The organism is Bartonella gliris, from assembly GCF_045277155.1.
In the GTDB taxonomy this organism is placed as follows: Bacteria; Pseudomonadota; Alphaproteobacteria; order Rhizobiales; family Rhizobiaceae; genus Bartonella; species Bartonella gliris.
The window spans coordinates 608942-629517 of the sequence record NZ_CP123962.1; the positions used below are offsets into that span (position 1 = coordinate 608942).

Genomic DNA, 20576 nt, shown 5'->3' on the forward strand with positions numbered 1-20576 from the left:
GCTTTCCTCCGTTATACTCTATAAGTTACAGCCTTAACAGCTTCGACAATTTCAGCAATACTAGGCAAAGCCAATTTTTCAAGATTAGCAGCATAAGGCATAGGAACATCCTTGCCAGAAATCGTAGCGACTGGTGCATCAAGATAATCAAATGCCTGTTGCATAACACGCGTTGCTATTTCAGTGCCAACAGATGATTGAGGATATCCTTCTTCAATTGTTACCAAACGAGCTGTTTTCTTCACTGAAGCAAGAATTGTCGCGAGATCCATCGGACGAATAGTACGCAAATCAATTAATTCAACATCAATACCAAGTTTTTCAATTTCTGGTAACGCTTGAACCGCATAATGCATTCCAATCCCATACGCAACAATTGTTACATCCTGACCAGATTTATGAATGCGTGCTTTACCAATAGGTAAAACAAAATCATCAATTTTTGGAACTTCAAATTGATGGCCGTACAAAATTTCGTTTTCAAGGAAAATAACAGGATTGTCATCACGAATAGCAGCCTTCAACAAACCTTTTGCATCCGCAGCGCTGTAAGGCATCACAACTTTAAGACCTGGTACATGACTATACCATGCCGCATAACATTGAGAATGCTGAGCACCAACACGTGCAGCCGCGCCATTGGGACCACGAAAAACCATGGGAGCAGACATTTGTCCACCAGACATATAACGGGTTTTTGCCGCCGAATTGATAATTTGATCAATCGCCTGCATAGCAAAATTAAATGTCATAAACTCAACAATGGGACGCAACCCTCCAAATGCAGCACCAACAGCCAACCCTGCAAAACCGTGTTCTGTAATAGGTGTATCAATAACTCGGCGCGCACCAAATTCTTCTAATAAACCTTGGCTAACTTTATAAGCACCCTGATATTGCGCTACTTCTTCCCCCAATAAGAAAACCATCTCATCACGCCGCATCTCTTCAGCCATGGCCTGATTAAGCGCCTCACGCACTGTCATCGTAACCATTTGAGTCCCAACTGGAATATCAGAATCAGGAGAAATATCACAAGGAGGAGATACCGGCACTACTGAGGAAAGAGATAAAGATTCCCCCCCCGACTTTTGCAAAGTACTGGCAGTCTGTGAAATATCTTCAGCATTTTCACCTTCCTCTAACAATACCGCAATAACGGTGTTGACCTTCACGCCCTCAGAACCTTCACGCACAAAAATTTTACCAAGAGTGCCTTCATCAACAGCCTCTACTTCCATCATTGCTTTATCAGTTTCAATTTCAGCAATCACGTCACCAGAGCTAACTTTATCGCCTTCTTTCTTGAGCCATTTAGACAATTTACCTTCTTCCATGGTTGGCGAAAGCGCCGGCATCAAAATATCAATAGACATATTCGCTTTCCTCGCATCAAACTAACACATCAGTATAGAGCTCAGAAGCATCTGGCTCTTGATCACTTTGCGCAAAATCCGCCGCATCAGCAACAATCGCACGCACCTCTTTATCAATAGACTTTAAATCGTCTTCGCTTGCCCAACCTTGTTTAAGAATCCGATTTTTTACCTGGTCAATCGGATCGTTTTCTTCTTTTATTTTCTGTACTTCTTCCTTTGATCGATATTTTGCTGGATCAGACATAGAATGACCACGATAGCGATAGGTCTGCATATCAAGAATGATCGGCCCCTTACCTGAACGTGCCCAAGTAATTGCTTCATCAGCAGCACCTTTTGCTGCTCGAACATCCATACCGTCAACAACAATACCTGGAATTTCAAAAGAAAGACCACGACGAGAAAAATCGGTCTCTGCCGATGCACGTGCAACTGATGTTCCCATAGCGTACTGATTATTTTCAATAATATAGACAACGGGAAGCTTCCAAAGCGAAGCCATATTAAAACTTTCGTAAACCTGCCCTTGATTGGCAGCACCATCACCAAAATAAACTAATGTTACATTATCTTTACCAAGATACTGATTCGAAAATGCCAAACCTGAACCAATAGGAACCTGTGCACCAACAATGCCATGCCCACCATAAAAATTCTTTTCTTTAGAAAACATATGCATAGAGCCACCTTTTCCCTTGGAAAAGCCTCCCTGACGCCCTGTTAATTCTGCCATTACACCACGCGGACTCATCCCAACCGCCAACATATGACCGTGATCACGGTAAGATGTAATCACCTGATCTCCTTCTTTTGCTGCCTTCAGTGTTCCAACAACAACGGCTTCCTGCCCAATATAGAGATGACAAAATCCACCAATAAGTCCCATACCATAAAGTTGACCTGCTTTTTCTTCAAAACGACGAATTAAAAGCATTTCACGATAGGCATCAATTTCCTCTTCTTTGGTAAAAGTGGCTATTTGTGCTCTCTTTGTGGTGTTTGATAATGCAGTGTGCACCACCGGCGCAGAATTTTTTTTTAATCGTTCTGCCATATTAAACTCCCTTTTATGATTGTTTAGGAATAACCTTTACGAACAAAAGTTACAAGCATTATCAATCAGCTTAGATGACATCTGAGGTGATTGTTTTAAAATATTTTTTGAAATAAAGCGATTTCTAATTGGTTTTTATATCATTTGAAGGAGTTAAAATTGTCAATTCATTGGACTTGGAAAAGTTTAAATTTTTCCGAACATACTCATCCAACATATCTTTCTCAATATGTCCGTTGCGTAAAAGAGAAATACGCTTTTCAATGAACATCCGCTCAGCTTCTACCTTATGAAGCTCCTCTTCTAATTCGATAATATGTTGATTAACTTCACTGCGTGAATACAACCCGTACTCACCATGATAAATATGATAACTGAAATAGCTTAAAACTGCCACTGTCATAAGTGGCAGTACAAAGCGCATTTTAATCGATTTGCGTTTCTGCTTGGTCCACATAAAATCGTACAGTCTTATGGCATAATCATCTTAATACTTTTCCAACTATGTACGATTTTGATTAATACCTCATTACTAAATGACCTAGTACAAAAGCGATTTATGGTTATATACTAAATACCTCTAATATAACAAAGCTATGCCATATTACCTACTTTTATATTAAAATATTTGGTATCCACTAACTTTTAACTCTAACTCCATTGATGTCAGTAAAAGTTCCTGTTACAATAACTATAAAATCAATAAATGCCCAGATCCAGGATACAAACACCCCAAAAATTGTTAGGGTGAGAAGAAGCATTATAATGCCTGTTCCAACTTTACCAACCATAAAGCGGTGGATTCCCAGCGTTCCCAAAAAGAAACAAACAAATGCGAGTAGCACTTGTGATCGCTCTGATCGTTCTTGTTGCGCCAAGAGAGGAACAACCGATTTAACGGTATCACCTTCACACACAAAATCAACAGAATCACCAACCTTCGGCGGCTTTTTTCCTAACCAGTAATCATACCTCTCATTTTAACCACCTATAAAATTGTTACTCACATGTTATTTATAAAAATCTTTTAACTCTATAATATCTAAACTAACCTCACGGTGCGAATACAATCTGTATTCACCGTGACAAATGCGATAATTAAAACAGATAACCCCCCCAATATTTTTAAATTCCCCACCGCTATAAGCGGCAATAAAAAGCACACCTTGATTGCTTTGCAAGTCTGTTTGGACCATATAAAATAGTATAGTCTTTTTCAATACTTTTAATCAAGTGTGCATAATTTTTATTAAAATCTCATCATCAAATACACACAACAAAGTAATTTGATATTACTTACTTTTATATTGCAATATAAAAATATCTACTAGTTTGTGATTTTATCCCCATTTTTGTCGGTAAATTGTCCAGCCACAATGACTATGAAATCAACAATTGCCCAAATTCCAGTAACAACTAACCCGAAAATTGTTAAAGAGAGAATAAGCATTAAAGCACCAGTTTTAGCTTTACCAACTATAAAACGGTGAACACCAAAGACACCCGCGAACCAACAAAGAAGCGCAAGCATTAATTTTAAATTTTCTGAACTTTTTTGTAACAAGGGAAAAACAGAACTGACAACATCACCTTCACACAGAAAATCAATGGCATCTCCCACCTTTGGTGGATTTTTTCCTAACCAATCCCAAGTAGAAAATTGATAACGCTTACCATCATCACCCGAGACAAGATAAGTTGCTTGATCCTGACTAATAATTATACCTCTCATCTTTAACCACCTATGAAATAGTTATCTTTTATCATTGATAAAATCATTAAACCTCATAATCTTGTTTAATTGATAACAAAATATTGTCTTTTTCTAACAACCATTAACGACGCCAATCACCCGCATAACATGCCTGCACCCCAAGCATTTCTTCAATGCGAATGAGCTGATTATATTTTGCTAATCTATCCGAACGCGCAAGCGAACCCATTTTAATTTGTCCACAATTCGTTGCAACCGCGAGATCTGCAATGAAAGAGTCCTCTGTTTCGCCCGAACGATGCGATATAATAGCACGATAGCCTGCTTTATGTGCTGTTTCTACAGCATCAAGCGTCTCACTCAATGTACCAATTTGATTAACTTTAATAAGAATAGAATTGGCTGCCCCCATTTTGATACCGTCACGTAAACGCATCGAATTTGTCACAAATAAATCATCACCAACAAGCTGACATTTTTTACCAATCGAATCAGTAAGTAATTTCCAACCTTCCCAATCATCCTCAGCCATCCCATCCTCAATCGTAATAATGGGATAAGTTTCGACAAGTTGCGCCAAATAATCTACCTGTTCCTGAGCATCACGACATTTATTCTCACCTTTATAAAAATAAGAACCATTTTTATAAAATTCGGTTGAAGCGCAATCTAAACCAAGTGCAATCTGTTCACCTGGTTTATATCCACAGGCTATTATAGATTCCATAATAAAATCAATTGCCTGCTCAGCGCTTTTTAATTGGGGAGCAAAACCACCCTCATCACCAACATTGGTATTATAACCTGCATCTTTTAACCGTTTTTTCAAGGTATGAAAAATTTCAGCCCCATAACGGACCGCTTCTTTCAGGGTAGATGCTCCAACGGGAAGAATCATAAATTCTTGAAAATCAATCGGGTTATCAGCATGTACACCGCCATTAATAATATTCATCATTGGTGTCGGAAGAACATGCGCTTGTGTGCCACCAATATAACGATAAAGAGGCAAATACAATGATTCCGCTGCTGCTTTTGCAACTGCCAATGAAACGCCAAGAATGGCATTAGCACCAAGACGTGCTTTGTTTGGCGTTCCATCCAAGGCGATCATTGCTTGATCAATAGCAATTTGATCTCTTGCATCTCGCCCACCAAGTTCCGCAAAAATTTCGCCATTTACTGCAGCAACCGCTTTTTCAACACCTTTCCCTTGATAGCGTACACCACCATCACGAAGCTCGACAGCTTCATGTGCCCCTGTAGATGCCCCTGAAGGAACAAGAGCACGCCCAAAAGCCCCATTTTCCAAGTGAACATCAACTTCTACTGTGGGATTCCCGCGGCTATCAAGCACTTCACGCCCAATGATATCAACAATTACAGTCATATGAGTTTCCTTCTCCAATAAAAGTCTTGCTTCATTTTAAACGCCATAAGGATCGGATATCCTCCATAAATATCCTCTGTAACTGTATATTCAATTCACTCTTTTGGACAGATAATCAAATTCCATTAAAGTCTCAAGCAATCTTTGTAAATTATCAATTTTAACCATATTAGGTCCATCAGAAGGTGCATTATCTGGATCTTGATGCGTTTCTAAAAAAATACCTGCAACCCCAACTGAAACAGCCGCACGCGCCAAAACTTCAACAAATTGACGCTGTCCACCAGACGAATTACCTTTGCCTCCCGGCTCTTGAACAGAATGCGTTGCATCAAAAATAACAGGTGCACCAAACGAACGCAAAATGGGCAATGAACGCATATCAGAAATAAGTCGGTTATAACCAAATGAAGTGCCTCTCTCACACAGCATAACATTAGGATTACCACTTTGAGTGACTTTTCTTAAAACATTTTCCATGTCCCACGGAGCCAAAAACTGACCTTTTTTAATATTAATAACACGTCCTGTTTTGGCTGCTGCTACTAAAAGATCTGTTTGACGACATAAAAAAGCAGGTATTTGCAAAACATCTACCGTGGAAGCAACAGCCGTGCATTGCTCTTCTGTATGCACATCAGTCAATACCGGACAGCCAAATTCCTTCTTCAGATCGGAGAAAATAGCCATCGCTTTTTCAAGACCAATACCACGTGCTGCACTCAAGGATGTTCTGTTGGCTTTATCGTAACTGGATTTATAAACAAACCCAATACCAATTTGATCTGTAATTGTCTTAATCCGACCGGCCATTTCAAAAGCATGTTCTCGACTTTCCATCTGACACGGCCCCACAATTAATGAAAAAGGCGATTCATTTGAAAAAACAAGATTTCCAACTTTCACAACGGCATTTGGTTGAAACATTTTATTCCTCAAAAAGTAAGTAACCAAATTTACGAACTAAACCAATCGACTCTGTTCTATAGTGGCTTCAATAAAAGAAGAAAAAAGTGGATGTGGATCAAATGGACGTGATTTCAGTTCTGGATGATATTGAACACCAATGAACCACGGGTGATCTGCATATTCTACCGTTTCTGGCAAAATACCATCAGGAGACATACCAGAAAAAATCAAGCCACACTGTTCGAGCTTCTCTTTATAATCAATATTCACTTCATAACGATGACGATGCCGCTCATAAATCCTTGTCGTTCCATAAATTTTGGCAATATGGCTACCTTCCTTTAACGCAGCTGCAAAAGCACCAAGACGCATTGTACCACCGAGATTTCCACATTTTGTACGTTTCTCAAGGACACTCTCTTTGAGCCATTCTGTCATTAAACCTACAATTGGATTTTTTGTCTCACAAAACTCACTTGATGAAGCATTCTCAATATGCGCAATATTGCGCGCAGCCTCTATACAAGCCAATTGCATCCCAAGACAAATACCTAAAAATGGAACTTTACGCTCCCGTGCAAATTGAATTGCTCGAATTTTACCTTCTGCACCACGCGCCCCAAAAGCACCTGGAACTAAAATTCCATGAACTTTTTGTAAATAAGATGCAGGATCTTCTTTTTCAAAAAGCTCTGCTTCAATCCACTCAATATTAACCTTTACTTTATTGGCTAAACCACCATGTGCAATTGCTTCAATCAGAGATTTATATGCATCCTTCAATCCCGTATATTTCCCAACAACAGCAATTGTAACCTCTCCTTCGGGATGGTGAATCCGATATGTAATATCTTCCCATTGATCCATTTTAGGTTTAGGAGCCGGATTAATTCCAAAAACAGAAAGAACTTCTGAGTCTAATCCTTCTTTATGATATGCTATAGGAACATCATAAATCGTTGGCATATCTAATGCCTGAATAACTGCACTTGGGCGAACATTACAAAAAAGTGATAATTTACTCCGCTCTGTTTTTGGAATAGACCGATCTGCACGCACCAACAGAATATCGGGAGCGATACCAATTGATTGTAACTCTTTAACAGAATGCTGTGTCGGCTTGGTTTTTAATTCGCCAGCTGAAGAAATATAAGGCATCAATGTAAGATGCATATAGAGAGCACTTTGCCTTGGTAATTCATTGTGAAGTTGACGAATCGCTTCAAGAAAAGGCATTGCTTCAATATCACCAACTGTTCCACCTATTTCACATAAAATAAAATCAAAATCCTCATTCCCAGTGGTAATGAATGTCTTAATTTCATCCGTAACATGAGGAATCACTTGAACTGTTGCACCTAAGTAATCACCACGTCTTTCTCGTTCAATGATATTACGATAAATACGCCCCGTTGTAATATTGTCTTGGCTATTCGCAGAACGACCAGTAAAACGTTCATAATGACCAAGATCAAGATCCGTTTCTGCACCATCGTCGGTCACAAAAACCTCACCATGTTGATAAGGTGACATCGTACCTGGATCAACATTCAAATAAGGATCAAGTTTGCGAAGCCGCACACGATACCCACGAGCTTGCAATAATGCAGCTAACGCAGCTGCTGCGATGCCTTTTCCAAGAGAAGAAACCACACCACCAGTAATAAAAATATAACGTGCCATGGGCTTATGGTGATAAGCAGTTTATAATGAATTTTCCAGAAAAAAATGCAAAAAGAAACAATTTTCCTTCTATAAAATAAAAAAAGGTGAAAAAATCACCTTTTTTAAATCCATACTCCTTTGGAAAAACTACTTTGTATTGTCACTTGGGACTGGATTTTCAGGGAGAGTGGGAACTGGACTTTCAGTTGCTGGAGCAACAGGTTTGTCTTGTTCTTGAGCGGGATCTGGAACACCACCCAACTGTTCAAGAATAGAAGGTTGAGATCCATCATCTGATGATGGTGCAGATTCTGAAGTGCTTTTACTTGTAGAATTTTGTTCTGAATTAACCGGTATACGCTTGAGAATATCAGAACTGGAGTTTGATATACTTCCCACCACAGTAAGCCCAATGGATACTGCAAAAAAACAGCACGCCAGAATAGCCGTTAAACGAGACAACGCATTTTTAGACCCACGCGTTCTCATCAATCCTGAACCATTACTAGCACCAAGCCCGCCACCCTCAGAAGGCTGGATTAATATAATACCAACCAAAGTAATAACAATCAAAAAATGGATAACAATAAGTACTGTTTGCATAAAACCTGCTCTTCAAATAACTATTTATGGCTATTTACACATAAATTGCACACAATCCAAGGAAAAAACCAAAGTTCCTTCGTCATAATTTACGATAAACATCGCAAATAGTTAAAAAATCAATCGCTTTTAAGCTTGCCCCACCTATCAGAGCACCATTAACATGAGCAGTACTCAAAAGCTCGAATGCATTGGACGGTTTTACTGATCCACCATAAAGCAAACGCATCCTGCTCCCATCATCCCCAAAACGAGAGCACATTTTATTATGAATAAAGTCGTGTATTTCTGCAACATCTGCTGGGGTAGCCGTATTGCCTGTACCTATAGCCCACACAGGTTCATAAGCGATAATGACATTCTCTGCTGTTGCGCCATCTGGCAAAGATCCCTCAAGCTGTCGCGTGAGAACATCCAAAACTTTATTATTTTTGCGCTCTTCCAATGTTTCCCCAATACAAACAAGAGCAATAAGACCGGCTCGCCACGCTGCTTGGACTTTGGCATAAACGATTGCATCACTTTCTTGATAAACTGTGCGACGTTCTGAATGCCCAACAATGACATGACTTGCTCCTGCGTCTTTAAGCATAAAAGCTGAAATGTCTCCAGTATAAGGACCACGATCATCAAAATGACAATTTTGCCCTCCTAAGAGAAGATTTTCACCACAAAGCGCATCAGAAGCGCGCGATAAAAGCGTTGCCGGAACACAAATAAGCGCTTCAAACAAACGGCCTAAATCAGAGCTAACACCAGTAGCAATGGCACGCAACTCTCCAAGCGTTTCACCTGTTCCATTCATCTTCCAATTTCCAGCAATCAAAGGCCTAATATTTGCAGCCATTTTCTACCTCAAGAGCACTCACAACACACTTTTATTATTTAGGTATCAAATTACACAACGAAAGCAAGTCTTTAAGCTTGCATCTTATGCATCTTTATTGCAAATTCCATTACGGATATTGTGCTAATAGATGGAATTGAAAGATGCTTGACATCATAAGAAACACCACTAACTCTTGGATTGCTAGGATTTTTTTAGCTATTTTGCTTTTATGCTTCGTCCTTTTATGGGGAATACCACAATTACATACCAAAAGTGAAAGAGATCTTATTACCTCTGGAAAATCTACAATAGATATTGATGTTTATCGCCTCGCACTTGCCGATCAGAGCTTACGTTTAGCGCTCACTTCTCATCTTGGACGAATGTTTACCCCAGATGAGATACAAAAATACAGAATTCCTGCTTTTGTTTTCAATCAGTTACAACAAGATGTACTTTTTGATGAACAAGTGCGCCAAATGGAAATCAATCTTTCAAAAGACACAATAGCCCGCACCATTGGTTCTGATCATATATTTCAGCAAAACGGTGCTTTCAATCAAGATTTGTTTCGCAACTATCTTCAGCAATTACACATTAGTGAAAATACCTTTCTTGATTATTATACCAAAAAAGAAAAACGTAATCAGCTCATTTTAGCTTCGCTTTCTGGAATGAAAGCACCAGAATTCTTCTATAAAGCGCTTGCTCTTTATCAAGAAGAAAGCCGCATTGCTGATTATCTTGTTATCAATCTAAAAGACAAGGAAACAATCACTGATCCCGATCAAGAAACATTACAAAAATGGTTTGAGACTCATAAGAATAAATTTCGTGCTCCCGAATACCGCACCGTTTCTTTATTATCTATGAAACTCTCTGAGTTTGTAAAACCCGAAGATATATCAACAGATGAGGCAAAAGCCTATTATACCCAAAATGCCTCGCGTTTTATGGCTCCTGAAAAGCGCACGATTGAAGAATTACGATTCCCTACACGCGAAGCGGCTGATAATGCAGCAAAAAAAATAACCGATGGATTGAGTTTTGATGAACTTGTTAAAGCTGAAAAAAAGACTCTCAAAGACATCACAAAAGGGCCACTTGCAGAAAGTGAACTTCCTAGTCATCTGGCATCTGAAATTTTTGAACTCAAACAAGGCCAAATTAGTGCTGTGATCAATGATTTACAAGGGCCTGTTATCATTCGCGTAACACATATTGCACCTTCTAGCCCTATTCCCTTTGAAAAGGTAGAAGAAAATATTCGCCAAACACTCGCCAAAAATCGCGCTGCAGATGAGATACGTAATAATTATACAGCAATTGAAAATGCACGTTTTGAAGGAGCTTCTCTCAAAGAGCTTTCTGACCAATACAAATTACCTTTGCGTACAATCACCCTTGATAAAACAGGAAAAACAATTGAAGGTACAACACTCACAGATTTACCCCAGAAAGAGATTTTACTGAACTCTATCTACCAATCAAACGAAGAAGTTGATCTTGATCCACTCTCTCTTCAAGAAGGGGGCTATCTTTGGTATAAAGTAGATACCATCATCCCTGCCCGGGATAAAACACTTGAAGAAGCCAAGCAAGATGTCATTTCTCAATGGAAAAGTGAAGAAACCCAACGCCTTCTTGATGAAAAAGCCCAAGGTGTTCTCAAACAGCTTACTGAAGGAAAAAGTCTTGTTTCTCTCGCGCACGCCCTTGGTATCACACAACAAACAACACAAGCATTACGGCGCCGAGATTCATCTGAAATCCTTGGATCTGAAGGTGTTCAAACATTATTCTCTGGTCCGAAAGGACATTATGGCATAATAAAAGGCCCGATTGCAACAAACCGTATCGTTTATCAAATAAAGACCGTAACCATGCCTAAAGACATCACCGTTCATACTCTTTCATCCGATCTTCGTACCAATATAGATATGATGATAAGAGAAGATCTAAAGCTAGAAATGCTACAAGTTGCTAATAAAGAACATCCTTTAAAAATTAATAGCGCTAACTATAATAAAATCTTCCACACTCCTCAGTAAAAGTGATGCAAACGATTTTTAAAGTATTTATGAGGTAAAATCGCAATCAGCACTTCATCTATATCTGAAAAAGAAAAAGAGAATTATTCTTCGCTAATATCACAGCAAAGAAGAGTATCTGCATAATAATCTGATTGCTCGCAAAGTCGTGCGTTTGCAAATTTGCAAAAAAGAGTGAATTAAATTTGGAAAATAGCTTTTTCAGTGCATAAAAAATATTATCCATTGAAACGGTTTTATAAATATTGTCGTGAGAAAGGATAATTAATTATAGCTTCACAGACTATTCATAGCTGAATTTTTCTGTAATCTGCAAAGATAAGTTTTCTCGTCAAAACAGAAATTATACTTCGTAAGCAAATTAAATACGCACAATACATTCAAGTGCTGAGTATCAAAAAACATCCTTAAAACACTAGCTGATGGATTGTATAAGCTTCATCTTATTTTTGTGTTTTCGGAATCCACGGAATAGAAAGCCTGAACTAAATCTACAACCAATAATTAAATATACAATATTTCAAAATTTTAAGTCAAAACTTTTAATCTTTTGAGCTTATCGTTTTCAACTTGTCAGTATTGTTTCTAAAATGACAAAGAAATAGACTAGTCTTATAATATCACTGCTAACTTTCAATAAAAATCCGGCTGTATCTTTATTACTTTTCTTTCTGTTAATGCTCTTTTTATTTTACGATATCTTTGGAAGATGACCACTCACCGCTGCTTTTGTTATAAACCAATAGCGATGGAGCAATGGTAAAGTTGCGCTTTCTTGAAAAACTTCTGCTCCCAATTGTAATGCCTTTTGAAGAGATGCTGGTATAATTGCCAATGGAAGAAATGCTGGTTTAAGCGTTCTAGGCAAAACACTAAAATGCTCGTAAAATTTGGTATAATATTCTCTTGATAATGCTACCATAACTTCGATGATGTGGCACTTTTGTTCATTACTGATACAATTTGACTCTAACTCTTCCCTATTCACTCCCACAGCCTTAAGCATATCAGCAGGTAAATAATATTGATAGCGTGATGGCATGAATGATAACAGACGCAATATACCGCTTAATCCCTGAGCAATTCCTCCATGTTTATAGGCATCTGTAAAATCTTGTCCCACATCAGGATCTAAGATCTGACAAGAAAGTTGTAAAACTATACTTGCTGTCTCACCACAATAGAATTCAAGCTCGTGAAGAGTTTTTAATGGATTGTGGTAAAGATCTAAAATCTGCGCATCGCAATAACGTAAAAAAGCTGTCTTAGGTAAATTAAAAAGAGTCATTGCCGTAAACAAATCACTCAAAATTGGATTGTTTTTACTATTTTGCATTTCACTCTTAGCGATAGCATCATACCACCAACGTAATCGTATCTCACCGATAAGCGGATCATGCACCTTTTCACGAATACGCGTAATTTCTGCATTAAAAGCATAAAGAGCCGCCAATGCTCTACGCTTCTTTTTAGGTGCAAATAAAACTGATAGATAACGATCGCGATCTGTAGCACGTAAAATATCAAAACTATAAGGAAGAAAATTGATCATTCGACAGCAAATAATAATGCAGCAACTGCACGATCTTCAGCTAACAAAACATTAAATGTGCGCACTGCTGCTCCTGTACTCATTGTATCTGATGAAATACGCTTCTCCCATAAAAGCATCCGTAATTCTTCAGGCAACCGCAATAATTCAACACCAGTGCCTACCAATAAAACCTCAATCTTCTCTGACTCTTCTAATATACGAGATATGTCCTTTTGGGTGGGAACCGGCCCTGCCATATCAATACCATAAACACCTGATGGTACACAAATAATAGATCCTCTATGTGACATATCAGCGAAACGAAAACCACCATTGCCATAAGCATCAATAGGCGCGCGCCCTGGAAAATGCGCCTCACGGATTTGAATCGCATGAAACATGAGTAAGTATCCTTTATTTTTGAAAACTCAATTGCGTTTTTTCCTCAACCTCTAAAAGTTAGAAGAGAACCGATAATAACCCACAGAGCAATATTGATGCAAAATCTTTCATACAAAAATACCATCCTAAAAATGCAATAAATAATATATAAAAACTGTTACAGACAATATGAAAAAATTCGCGATAAAACGTAGTTAAATACCACATCCATTTAACTATATAAAATTCATTGAAAAATAAAAATTTAACTCAGCCTATTTGCTCAAAAATAGCGAATTTTTTCACATCAAACAATGACCTTAATTCAAAGGGCAGTGAAAATTATCATAATACTCTACAAACGAAATAACTATTTTTTTACAGCCCACACAAACCAAACAGAATATTACGTTCGTTTATCAACTATAAAACCACTAATACAATGAAATGGCTTTTATACAAAAGCCATCCATTTTTATAAAAACCAGTTATAAAAGGACATAAGAAATTCGCAATTATACTTTAGGATTTATCTTCCTTTGCTAAAGTCTTTTTTTCTTTGCTCACATCTTTCTTCGCTACAGATTTAGCTTTAGATTTTTGTGGTGTTTTTATTTTAGCATTAAGTTTTGATTTTTCTTCCGAAACTGGTTCGCCCTTAACACGAACATCAGACAATGTTGAACGGATAACGCGAATACGTATTCCATCACAAATTTCCACCTCTAATTCACCAATTTCATCATAAACTTTCGTAACCTTGCCGACAATACCACCACCCGTTATAACTGTATCACCACGACGCACAGCATTAAGCATTTCCTGCCGCTTTTTCATTTGTGCACGTTGTGGACGAATGATAAAAAAATACATAATTCCAAAAATCAGAATAAACGGGACGAAAGTAACAAGTGAGGTCCCATTGGAAACACCGCCTGCAACTTGAGCATGAGCGTCAGTAATAAACATTTTTATCTCCTATAGATTAAACTTCAGGTACTTCCGATTCTACTAAAACAAGCTTTCTTAGAATATCATATGGCAATAACTACACAACGTAGTCGCACCTTTGTCAAAAGGCAATAAATCCTTAAATGACAGAAGGCAATGAGTAAAAACTTTAAAAAAACAGATTTATTTTTCTTTTTGTATATCGTGAATATAAGCATTCTAGATAACCGAAAAAAATAAATGATGTAAAATGATTTTCCGTTTCTCCCATTAGATCAACTTATCACCATCCTCAAACATGTAAAATTTTTCTCTCAAGCACTGTTGAGACCTCACTATGTTGATCATTTTATTTGAAAAAATATATGAGCTATAGATTTTTTAAAAAGTTATTTTATTGTTCAATTTTCTAAATATTCGGTAGGGTTGACAGGGAGAGAATTCTTACGTACCTCAAAGTAAACACGTGGAGTTTTAACATCTCCTGAAACACCGGACTTAGCAATCTCATCACCACGCCGTACCCTTTGTCCCTTATTAACAATAAGCTTGCTGTTATATCCATAAATAGTAATAATATTATTTTCGTGCCGAATCATAACAACATTACCGAGCTCTTTTAACCCATCACTCGCATAGATAACGATACCATTTTCCGCTGCTTTTACCGATGAGCCTTCAGGCACAGCAATATCTATTCCCCGATTAGTTTTCGTCCCTTTCTTTTGACCAAACTGGCTTAATAAACGCCCTCGTACCGGCCAACGCATTTTAGAAATTCCTGTAGCTTGTGGAGTCACACCATTATCCGTATCCATCACTGTATCTAACGCGCCTGTTTCATAGTTCCGTGAGGGAATCTGTCTGGAAGAATTCTGCACAACATTTGATTTGTCAATTTTTGTAGGAGACATGGTTGTTACAGGAGTTTTATAGAGAGATGGAGCCTTCTTGTGTCTTATGGAAGAGGTTTGAGACTGAAATGAGGATTCTGTTGTTGACGCAACCCTATCATCCTTATGAACATTCGCAGTTGCTCCTGTACGCTTATTGGGAATCATAAGTACTTGACCAATATAAATGGAATTACTGCTTATGCCATTTGCTAATTTTAATGCCTCTACACTGATCCCTATTTGCCGTGCAATGCTTGACAGTGTATCCCCACTCTGAACAATATAAGAGTTTCTTCGAAAAATAGGGTCATTATTCATCTGTGAACGGGAAAGCGTTCCAAGATTGCGTGGCGGCGTCCCCATAACTCGACTATCAGGAGAAGACATACCACCTTGTTGTGAAGAATTATATGCAGCACCGTCAGAATCCCATGAATCATTAATTGCCTCCACAGGTGGCAAGTCAGTACTTTGTATCATACCACCACCGTACGGTACCATTCGTGGATCCGTAGGCATATTTGTAAATGCATTTGACCTAGTAGAAACCGCCCGATGAGAAAAAGTATTAGCAAAACGCTGCGTACCAGAACTACATCCTGCGAGAACCGTTATCATCGTTAAAAGAGCTATACCTTGATTACGCCGGAAAATATTATCCAAAACCTTTAAACACATAGTTTTGCTCACTCGCCAATACTCAAATTACTCTATTAAAGCTTTTTAATATTACCTAAGAGTTAAAATAAGGTATTTTACTCATAAATATCTTCATGATAAAATCAAAATGAATTTTTTATCAAAAAACAGAGGGAATATTTTACATAGGGTCTATACTCTGAAAATCACAGTGCTTCTGCAATACCTTCAATAAAGGGTTGGTAGCGCACTTGAAACATCTCTAAGCATTCAAATCGGCCACCAATTCTTGTATAACGCGTAACAGTTTGTACCCCTTCATTGGGTCCTATAGCTTGAATGAGAATTCCATTTTCGGCTAAGAGTTCTAAAAATTCCTTTGGCTCATCAGAACGTGACGGCCAAATAAGAATCCGATCAAAAGATCCCAATCCTGTAAAAATCCGACTTCCATCAATTTGCCGTACAACAATATTTTCAATTGCCAAAGTTTGAAATTTTTGACGAGCCAAATCAACAAGCGTTTTATAGCGGTCAACTGTTGTCACACGATCACTAAGACACGCCATAAGAGCAGTACAAAAACCAGAACCCGTACCAATTTCTAAAACACGATGTTTTTTTTTCAACGATAAAGCAGAAAGAATCAAGAGTTGCTCTTCCAAACGCTCAATATATTCACCACACTCAATTGGAATAACTTTATTATCATAAGCGCTGTTAAACCAAGGAGAAGCCACAAACTGTTGACGTGGAATTTTTTCAAGTGCCGAAAAAAAGCGAACATCATCAATTCCTTTGCTACGCATTTTCAATACAAGAGCTGCTAACTCCTCACGAAATCGTAAAATACTCTTTTGCCCCATAGTATCATTCAATCTCCAATGGAGTAGCTATCTTATTATAAGCACAAGTCACTTCTTAAAAAACTGCAAAACTTTGCGTTTGATGCCATTATCCGTCAGCAATAAACACATATCGGTTCTCCTTTTGCAAGATTAAGCAGTAATATAACGCATGCCCTTCATATAGGGCTGTAAAACATCTGGAACAATAATTGACCCATCAGCTTGTTGATAATTCTCAAGAATAGCAATAAGACAGCGGCCAATGGCCGTACCAGAACCATTAAGACTATGAACGAAGTGCAATGCCTTATCACCTTCTTTACGATATCGAGCATTCATACGTCGCCCTTGAAAATCTCCACAAACTGAACAACTGGAAATTTCACGATAGCATCCCTGTCCAGGAAGCCAAACCTCAATATCATAAGTTTTACGTGCAGCAAATCCCATATCACCAGTAGAAAGAACCACGGTACGAAAAGGCAAACCAAGTCGTTTCAAGACATCTTCTGCACACTCTGTCATACGTTCCAGTTCAATTAAAGATTGCTCCTCGGTGGTAATCGATACCATTTCTACTTTCCAAAACTGGTGTTGACGCAACATACCACGTGTATCACGGCCCGCAGAACCTGCCTCTGAGCGAAAACAAGGAGTTAAAGAAGAAAATCGTAGCGGTAAATCCGATATCTCAAGAATTTCATTATTTACCAAATTGGTTAATGGCACTTCTGCTGTAGAAATAAGCCACCGCCCATCTGTTGTCCGAAAGAGATCCTCAGCAAATTTCGGTAACTGAGCTGCTCCGTAAACAATCTCATCACGAACAAGAAAAGGCACTGAAACCTCTGTATAACCATGCTCCTCAACATGTACATCAAGCATAAATTGGCCCAATGCGCGTTCAAGCCGTGCCAATGCTCCTGAAAGTACTGTGAAGCGTGTTCCCGACAAACGACTTGCCCGCTCAAAATCCATCTGCTTGAGATTTTGACCAAGATCAAAATGTTCCTTTGGTGTAAAGTCAAAAGTTGGAGGCGTACCAAAATGTCGAAGGACAACATTATCGCTTTCATCTTTACCCTCTGGAACATCATCCAATGGAACATTCGGGAGCGCTGAAAGAGCGCTCTCAAAACTCTCGGTCAATCGTTTTTCTTCTGCTGTGGCAGTGGAAAGGAAAACTTTAATCTCTTCAACCTCAGCTTTAATGCGTTCAACCATTTCCTGATCACACGCTTCCAAAGCTCGCCCGATTTCTTTTGAAGCCGCATTGCGACGCTCCTGCGCGGATTGTACTTCAGAAACATGCAACCGACGATCAAGATCAAGTTTTATTAACCTTTCAGCTTGCGGCTTAAGTCCTCTTTTTGCAAGCGCTTCATCTAGTTTCTCAGGGTGTTCACGAATCCACTTAATATCAAGCATTAAAATTCCTCATTTGAATCGTTTCTATTCGTTTTCTATCGCACAACATATAAGCTTTTCTTAAGAGGTTTTTTTTCTCTTTTCTATGCAATAAGCAATTAAAATTGAAACCTCGTAAAGGGCTATTGTTGGTAAAGCCACTGCAAACATAGTAAAAAAATCCGATGGAGTTACTATTGCTGCAATTATAAAAGAAATAAGGATAGCCCATTTTCGTTTAGATACCAAACCATGCGATGTTAAAAGTCCAACTTTTGTTAAAAGACTGGTGATAAGGGGTAATTGAAAAATCAAGCCAAAAATCAGAATAAACGATGTCATAAAACTCAAATAATCGGAAATACGAACTATAAACTCTATTCTTAAATGGGCATCCGGAAGAAATTGCTGAGAAAGGCTAAACCAAAGCATTATCGGAGACAAGAGAGCGTAAACAAACGCTCCCCCAATACAAAATAAAATTGGTCCACCAATAAGAAATGGCAAAAAAGCCATACGCTCATTTTTATAAAGTCCTGGTGCGATAAAGCTATAAAACTGAAAGGCCGTATAAGGAAACGATAAAATGGCTGCCCCAAAAGCAGCAAGTTTCATCTTTGTTAAAAAAGTCTCCCATACTTGTGTTGATTGCAAACGAATACTTTCAGGATTACCACCTGATATTTTCATTGCCCATTGATAAGGCCATATCAAAAAATTCAAGATGTAATCTTTAATAAGAAAACACATAATAAAAGCTATAAAAAATGCGATCAAAACAGCAATAATTTTCTGACGAAGTTCAATCAAATGTTCTAAAAGTGGAGCCATATTGGCGTCAACTTCATCTTTTTCAGAATTCATGACGCTCCTTCCCCATCTTTAGCGTTTACAGAAATGCTCCCAGACCTATGAGTACCAACAGATACTGTCGAATCTTCATTGGTTTGATTCTGACCACATACCAAAACTTCTTTATCTTTTTCTGATTTATGGTGTATTGTGTTTATATCAAAACTATCGTGAATATCCCCTACTGCATTGTGAATTGGATTAAAAATCTCTGTCAACTCCTTGCGTGGATTAAGATCGCTAATATCCGACGATGTCTTTTGCAAATCATCGAGCTCCACTTGTCTCATTGCATCATCAAACTGGTAACGAAATTCATTCGCTGTTGAACGCACATAAGCTAATGCCTTTGCTATTGTCCTTAGCATTTTAGGTAAATCTTTTGGTCCAACTACGACAATAAGGACAAGTAAGATCACAAGAAACTCTGGCCCATCAATCCCAAACATCGCTTATACTCTAATTCTTCACTAAAAAATAATGCACAATTATGATTGTGTCTTTGTTATTTTACACGTTGTTTTTTAGCAACAGATGTCTTTCCTCCTTTAGAGGAAGAAGAACTTTTTTTGCGTGCCACTACAGGCTCCACCGATAACGGCTGAAATTGTTGAGGTTCAACATCATTTTTTTGGCAATAGTCAGTTCTTTCAAACTTATCCCCGGTACTCTCCTCTTCTTCTTCCATATTCTTTTTGAAAGCTTTAATCCCCTTAGCAACATCGCCCATTAATTCAGAAACCTTACCACGCCCGAAAAGTACAAGGATAATCAGTAAAATTACAATTAAATGCGTTGGTGAAAAAATATTACCCATTACTCTCCCTCACTGCTTTTAAATTTGATTTAATGTGTTCATGCTTACTGTGTAAAGAATGTACCCAATATAATCATATCTTACTTGTATATTTCTTATCTAAGTTAAAGACAATCACACGTTTTTTTATTGCAAACTAACTTTTTAACCTCTCTCCACTTTTTCTCAGCGTACTATAATAAACGCAGATAAATCAAAAATGATAAATACCAAAAAATTTGGAGAACTCTTCTCTTAAAGGCGCTTCATATGATCGGTACCGAATTGCAAAATTCTCGTGCAAGTATCGTATACACGTTTCAACACTTTGCCTTTTTAAAATGGTCTCGCATACGCAATTGCAAACATTCTTCCCAATTACCATTATCAATGAAGAACAATATCGCCGCATACCGAAAAAAATTATGTCTTAAATCTGAAACATTGTCCGAAAGCGCATACCCTAAAGGTGTTTTCATTAATACATCTGACATTTAAAAACATCAAAACCCATTTTTTTTAAAATATACCCACACTCATGCGACAATGTTCATAAAGGAATCCTCTCACAATATGACATATGTCTTAATCGAAGTGATTGCTCCCTCTCTATACATTTTGCTAAAAGATTCAAAATCTTAGTGCCTCATTCAATTAATATAAATTGCATCGACATAA

At 38.0% G+C, this 20576-nt stretch carries 19 protein-coding genes and 1 pseudogene; 1 reads left to right on the top strand and 19 read right to left on the bottom strand.

What is annotated here, in order from left to right:
* Nucleotides 1-11: 11 nt before the first annotated feature.
* The 10 genes and pseudogenes from QHG54_RS02730 to tpiA all read right to left on the bottom strand — a co-directional run bounded on the left by QHG54_RS02730 (nt 12) and on the right by tpiA (nt 9561).
* Nucleotides 12-1376, bottom strand: a complete 1365-nt coding sequence (locus tag QHG54_RS02730) for a pyruvate dehydrogenase complex E1 component subunit beta (protein ID WP_317993081.1) — start codon at nt 1374-1376, stop codon at nt 12-14.
* A gap of 16 nt (nt 1377-1392) precedes the next feature.
* Nucleotides 1393-2433 carry a pyruvate dehydrogenase (acetyl-transferring) E1 component subunit alpha gene (pdhA, locus tag QHG54_RS02735; RefSeq protein WP_317993080.1) on the bottom strand — a complete coding sequence of 347 codons (1041 nt, stop codon included), beginning with the start codon at nt 2431-2433 and terminating at the stop codon, nt 1393-1395.
* Between the two features lie 124 nt (nt 2434-2557).
* Complete coding sequence (locus tag QHG54_RS02740) at nt 2558-2890, bottom strand: septum formation initiator family protein (RefSeq protein WP_317993079.1); 333 nt, start codon at nt 2888-2890, stop codon at nt 2558-2560.
* Nucleotides 2891-3071: 181 nt separating this feature from the next.
* A pseudogene (locus tag QHG54_RS02745) lies at nt 3072-3410 on the bottom strand (TM2 domain-containing protein); the annotation flags it as partial.
* Between the two features lie 350 nt (nt 3411-3760).
* On the bottom strand, nt 3761-4165 hold the full coding sequence (locus QHG54_RS02750; protein ID WP_317993078.1) for an NINE protein: 405 nt from the start codon (nt 4163-4165) through the stop codon (nt 3761-3763).
* Between the two features lie 103 nt (nt 4166-4268).
* Nucleotides 4269-5537, bottom strand: coding sequence for a phosphopyruvate hydratase (gene eno, locus QHG54_RS02755; protein WP_406604402.1), 1269 nt, complete (start codon nt 5535-5537; stop codon nt 4269-4271).
* Nucleotides 5538-5627: 90 nt separating this feature from the next.
* Nucleotides 5628-6464 carry a 3-deoxy-8-phosphooctulonate synthase gene (kdsA, locus tag QHG54_RS02760; RefSeq protein ID WP_317993076.1) on the bottom strand — a complete coding sequence of 279 codons (837 nt, stop codon included), beginning with the start codon at nt 6462-6464 and terminating at the stop codon, nt 5628-5630.
* A gap of 36 nt (nt 6465-6500) precedes the next feature.
* A complete protein-coding gene (locus tag QHG54_RS02765) occupies nt 6501-8129 on the bottom strand; it encodes a CTP synthase (protein WP_406604403.1) in 1629 nt (542 codons plus the stop codon).
* Between the two features lie 129 nt (nt 8130-8258).
* Nucleotides 8259-8714, bottom strand: coding sequence for a preprotein translocase subunit SecG (secG, locus tag QHG54_RS02770; protein ID WP_317993074.1), 456 nt, complete (start codon nt 8712-8714; stop codon nt 8259-8261).
* Nucleotides 8715-8796: 82 nt separating this feature from the next.
* Nucleotides 8797-9561 carry a triose-phosphate isomerase gene (gene tpiA, locus QHG54_RS02775; RefSeq protein WP_317993073.1) on the bottom strand — a complete coding sequence of 255 codons (765 nt, stop codon included), beginning with the start codon at nt 9559-9561 and terminating at the stop codon, nt 8797-8799.
* 143 nt (nt 9562-9704) lie between these two features.
* Between tpiA and QHG54_RS02780 the strand changes: the two genes are divergently transcribed.
* Entirely contained in the window at nt 9705-11594 is a 1890-nt protein-coding gene (locus QHG54_RS02780; protein WP_406604404.1) for a peptidyl-prolyl cis-trans isomerase, read from the top strand.
* A 691-nt stretch (nt 11595-12285) separates the two neighbouring features.
* Here the strand turns inward: QHG54_RS02780 and QHG54_RS02785 are convergent.
* The 9 genes from QHG54_RS02785 to tatA form a co-directional block, all read right to left on the bottom strand.
* Nucleotides 12286-13146, bottom strand: a complete 861-nt coding sequence (locus tag QHG54_RS02785; protein ID WP_406604405.1) for a phytoene/squalene synthase family protein — start codon at nt 13144-13146, stop codon at nt 12286-12288.
* On the bottom strand, nt 13143-13529 hold the full coding sequence (locus tag QHG54_RS02790) for an MTH938/NDUFAF3 family protein (protein ID WP_317993070.1): 387 nt from the start codon (nt 13527-13529) through the stop codon (nt 13143-13145). Before QHG54_RS02790 ends, QHG54_RS02785 begins: the two co-directional genes overlap by 4 nt.
* Before the next feature lie 502 nt (nt 13530-14031).
* Entirely contained in the window at nt 14032-14478 is a 447-nt protein-coding gene (gene yajC / locus QHG54_RS02795) for a preprotein translocase subunit YajC (RefSeq protein WP_317993069.1), read from the bottom strand.
* Nucleotides 14479-14861: 383 nt separating this feature from the next.
* Nucleotides 14862-16034, bottom strand: a complete 1173-nt coding sequence (locus tag QHG54_RS02800; protein WP_317993068.1) for a M23 family metallopeptidase — start codon at nt 16032-16034, stop codon at nt 14862-14864.
* A gap of 167 nt (nt 16035-16201) precedes the next feature.
* On the bottom strand, nt 16202-16861 hold the full coding sequence (locus tag QHG54_RS02805) for a protein-L-isoaspartate(D-aspartate) O-methyltransferase (protein ID WP_317993067.1): 660 nt from the start codon (nt 16859-16861) through the stop codon (nt 16202-16204).
* A gap of 132 nt (nt 16862-16993) precedes the next feature.
* Nucleotides 16994-18271, bottom strand: a complete 1278-nt coding sequence (gene serS, locus QHG54_RS02810; RefSeq protein ID WP_317993066.1) for a serine--tRNA ligase — start codon at nt 18269-18271, stop codon at nt 16994-16996.
* A gap of 60 nt (nt 18272-18331) precedes the next feature.
* Entirely contained in the window at nt 18332-19114 is a 783-nt protein-coding gene (gene tatC, locus QHG54_RS02815) for a twin-arginine translocase subunit TatC (RefSeq protein ID WP_317993065.1), read from the bottom strand.
* On the bottom strand, nt 19111-19551 hold the full coding sequence (tatB, locus tag QHG54_RS02820; protein ID WP_406604406.1) for a Sec-independent protein translocase protein TatB: 441 nt from the start codon (nt 19549-19551) through the stop codon (nt 19111-19113). The genes tatC and tatB overlap by 4 nt, the downstream gene beginning before the upstream one ends.
* A 56-nt stretch (nt 19552-19607) precedes the next feature.
* Nucleotides 19608-19919 carry a twin-arginine translocase TatA/TatE family subunit gene (tatA, locus tag QHG54_RS02825; protein WP_317993063.1) on the bottom strand — a complete coding sequence of 104 codons (312 nt, stop codon included), beginning with the start codon at nt 19917-19919 and terminating at the stop codon, nt 19608-19610.
* Between the last annotated feature and the right edge of the window lie 657 nt (nt 19920-20576).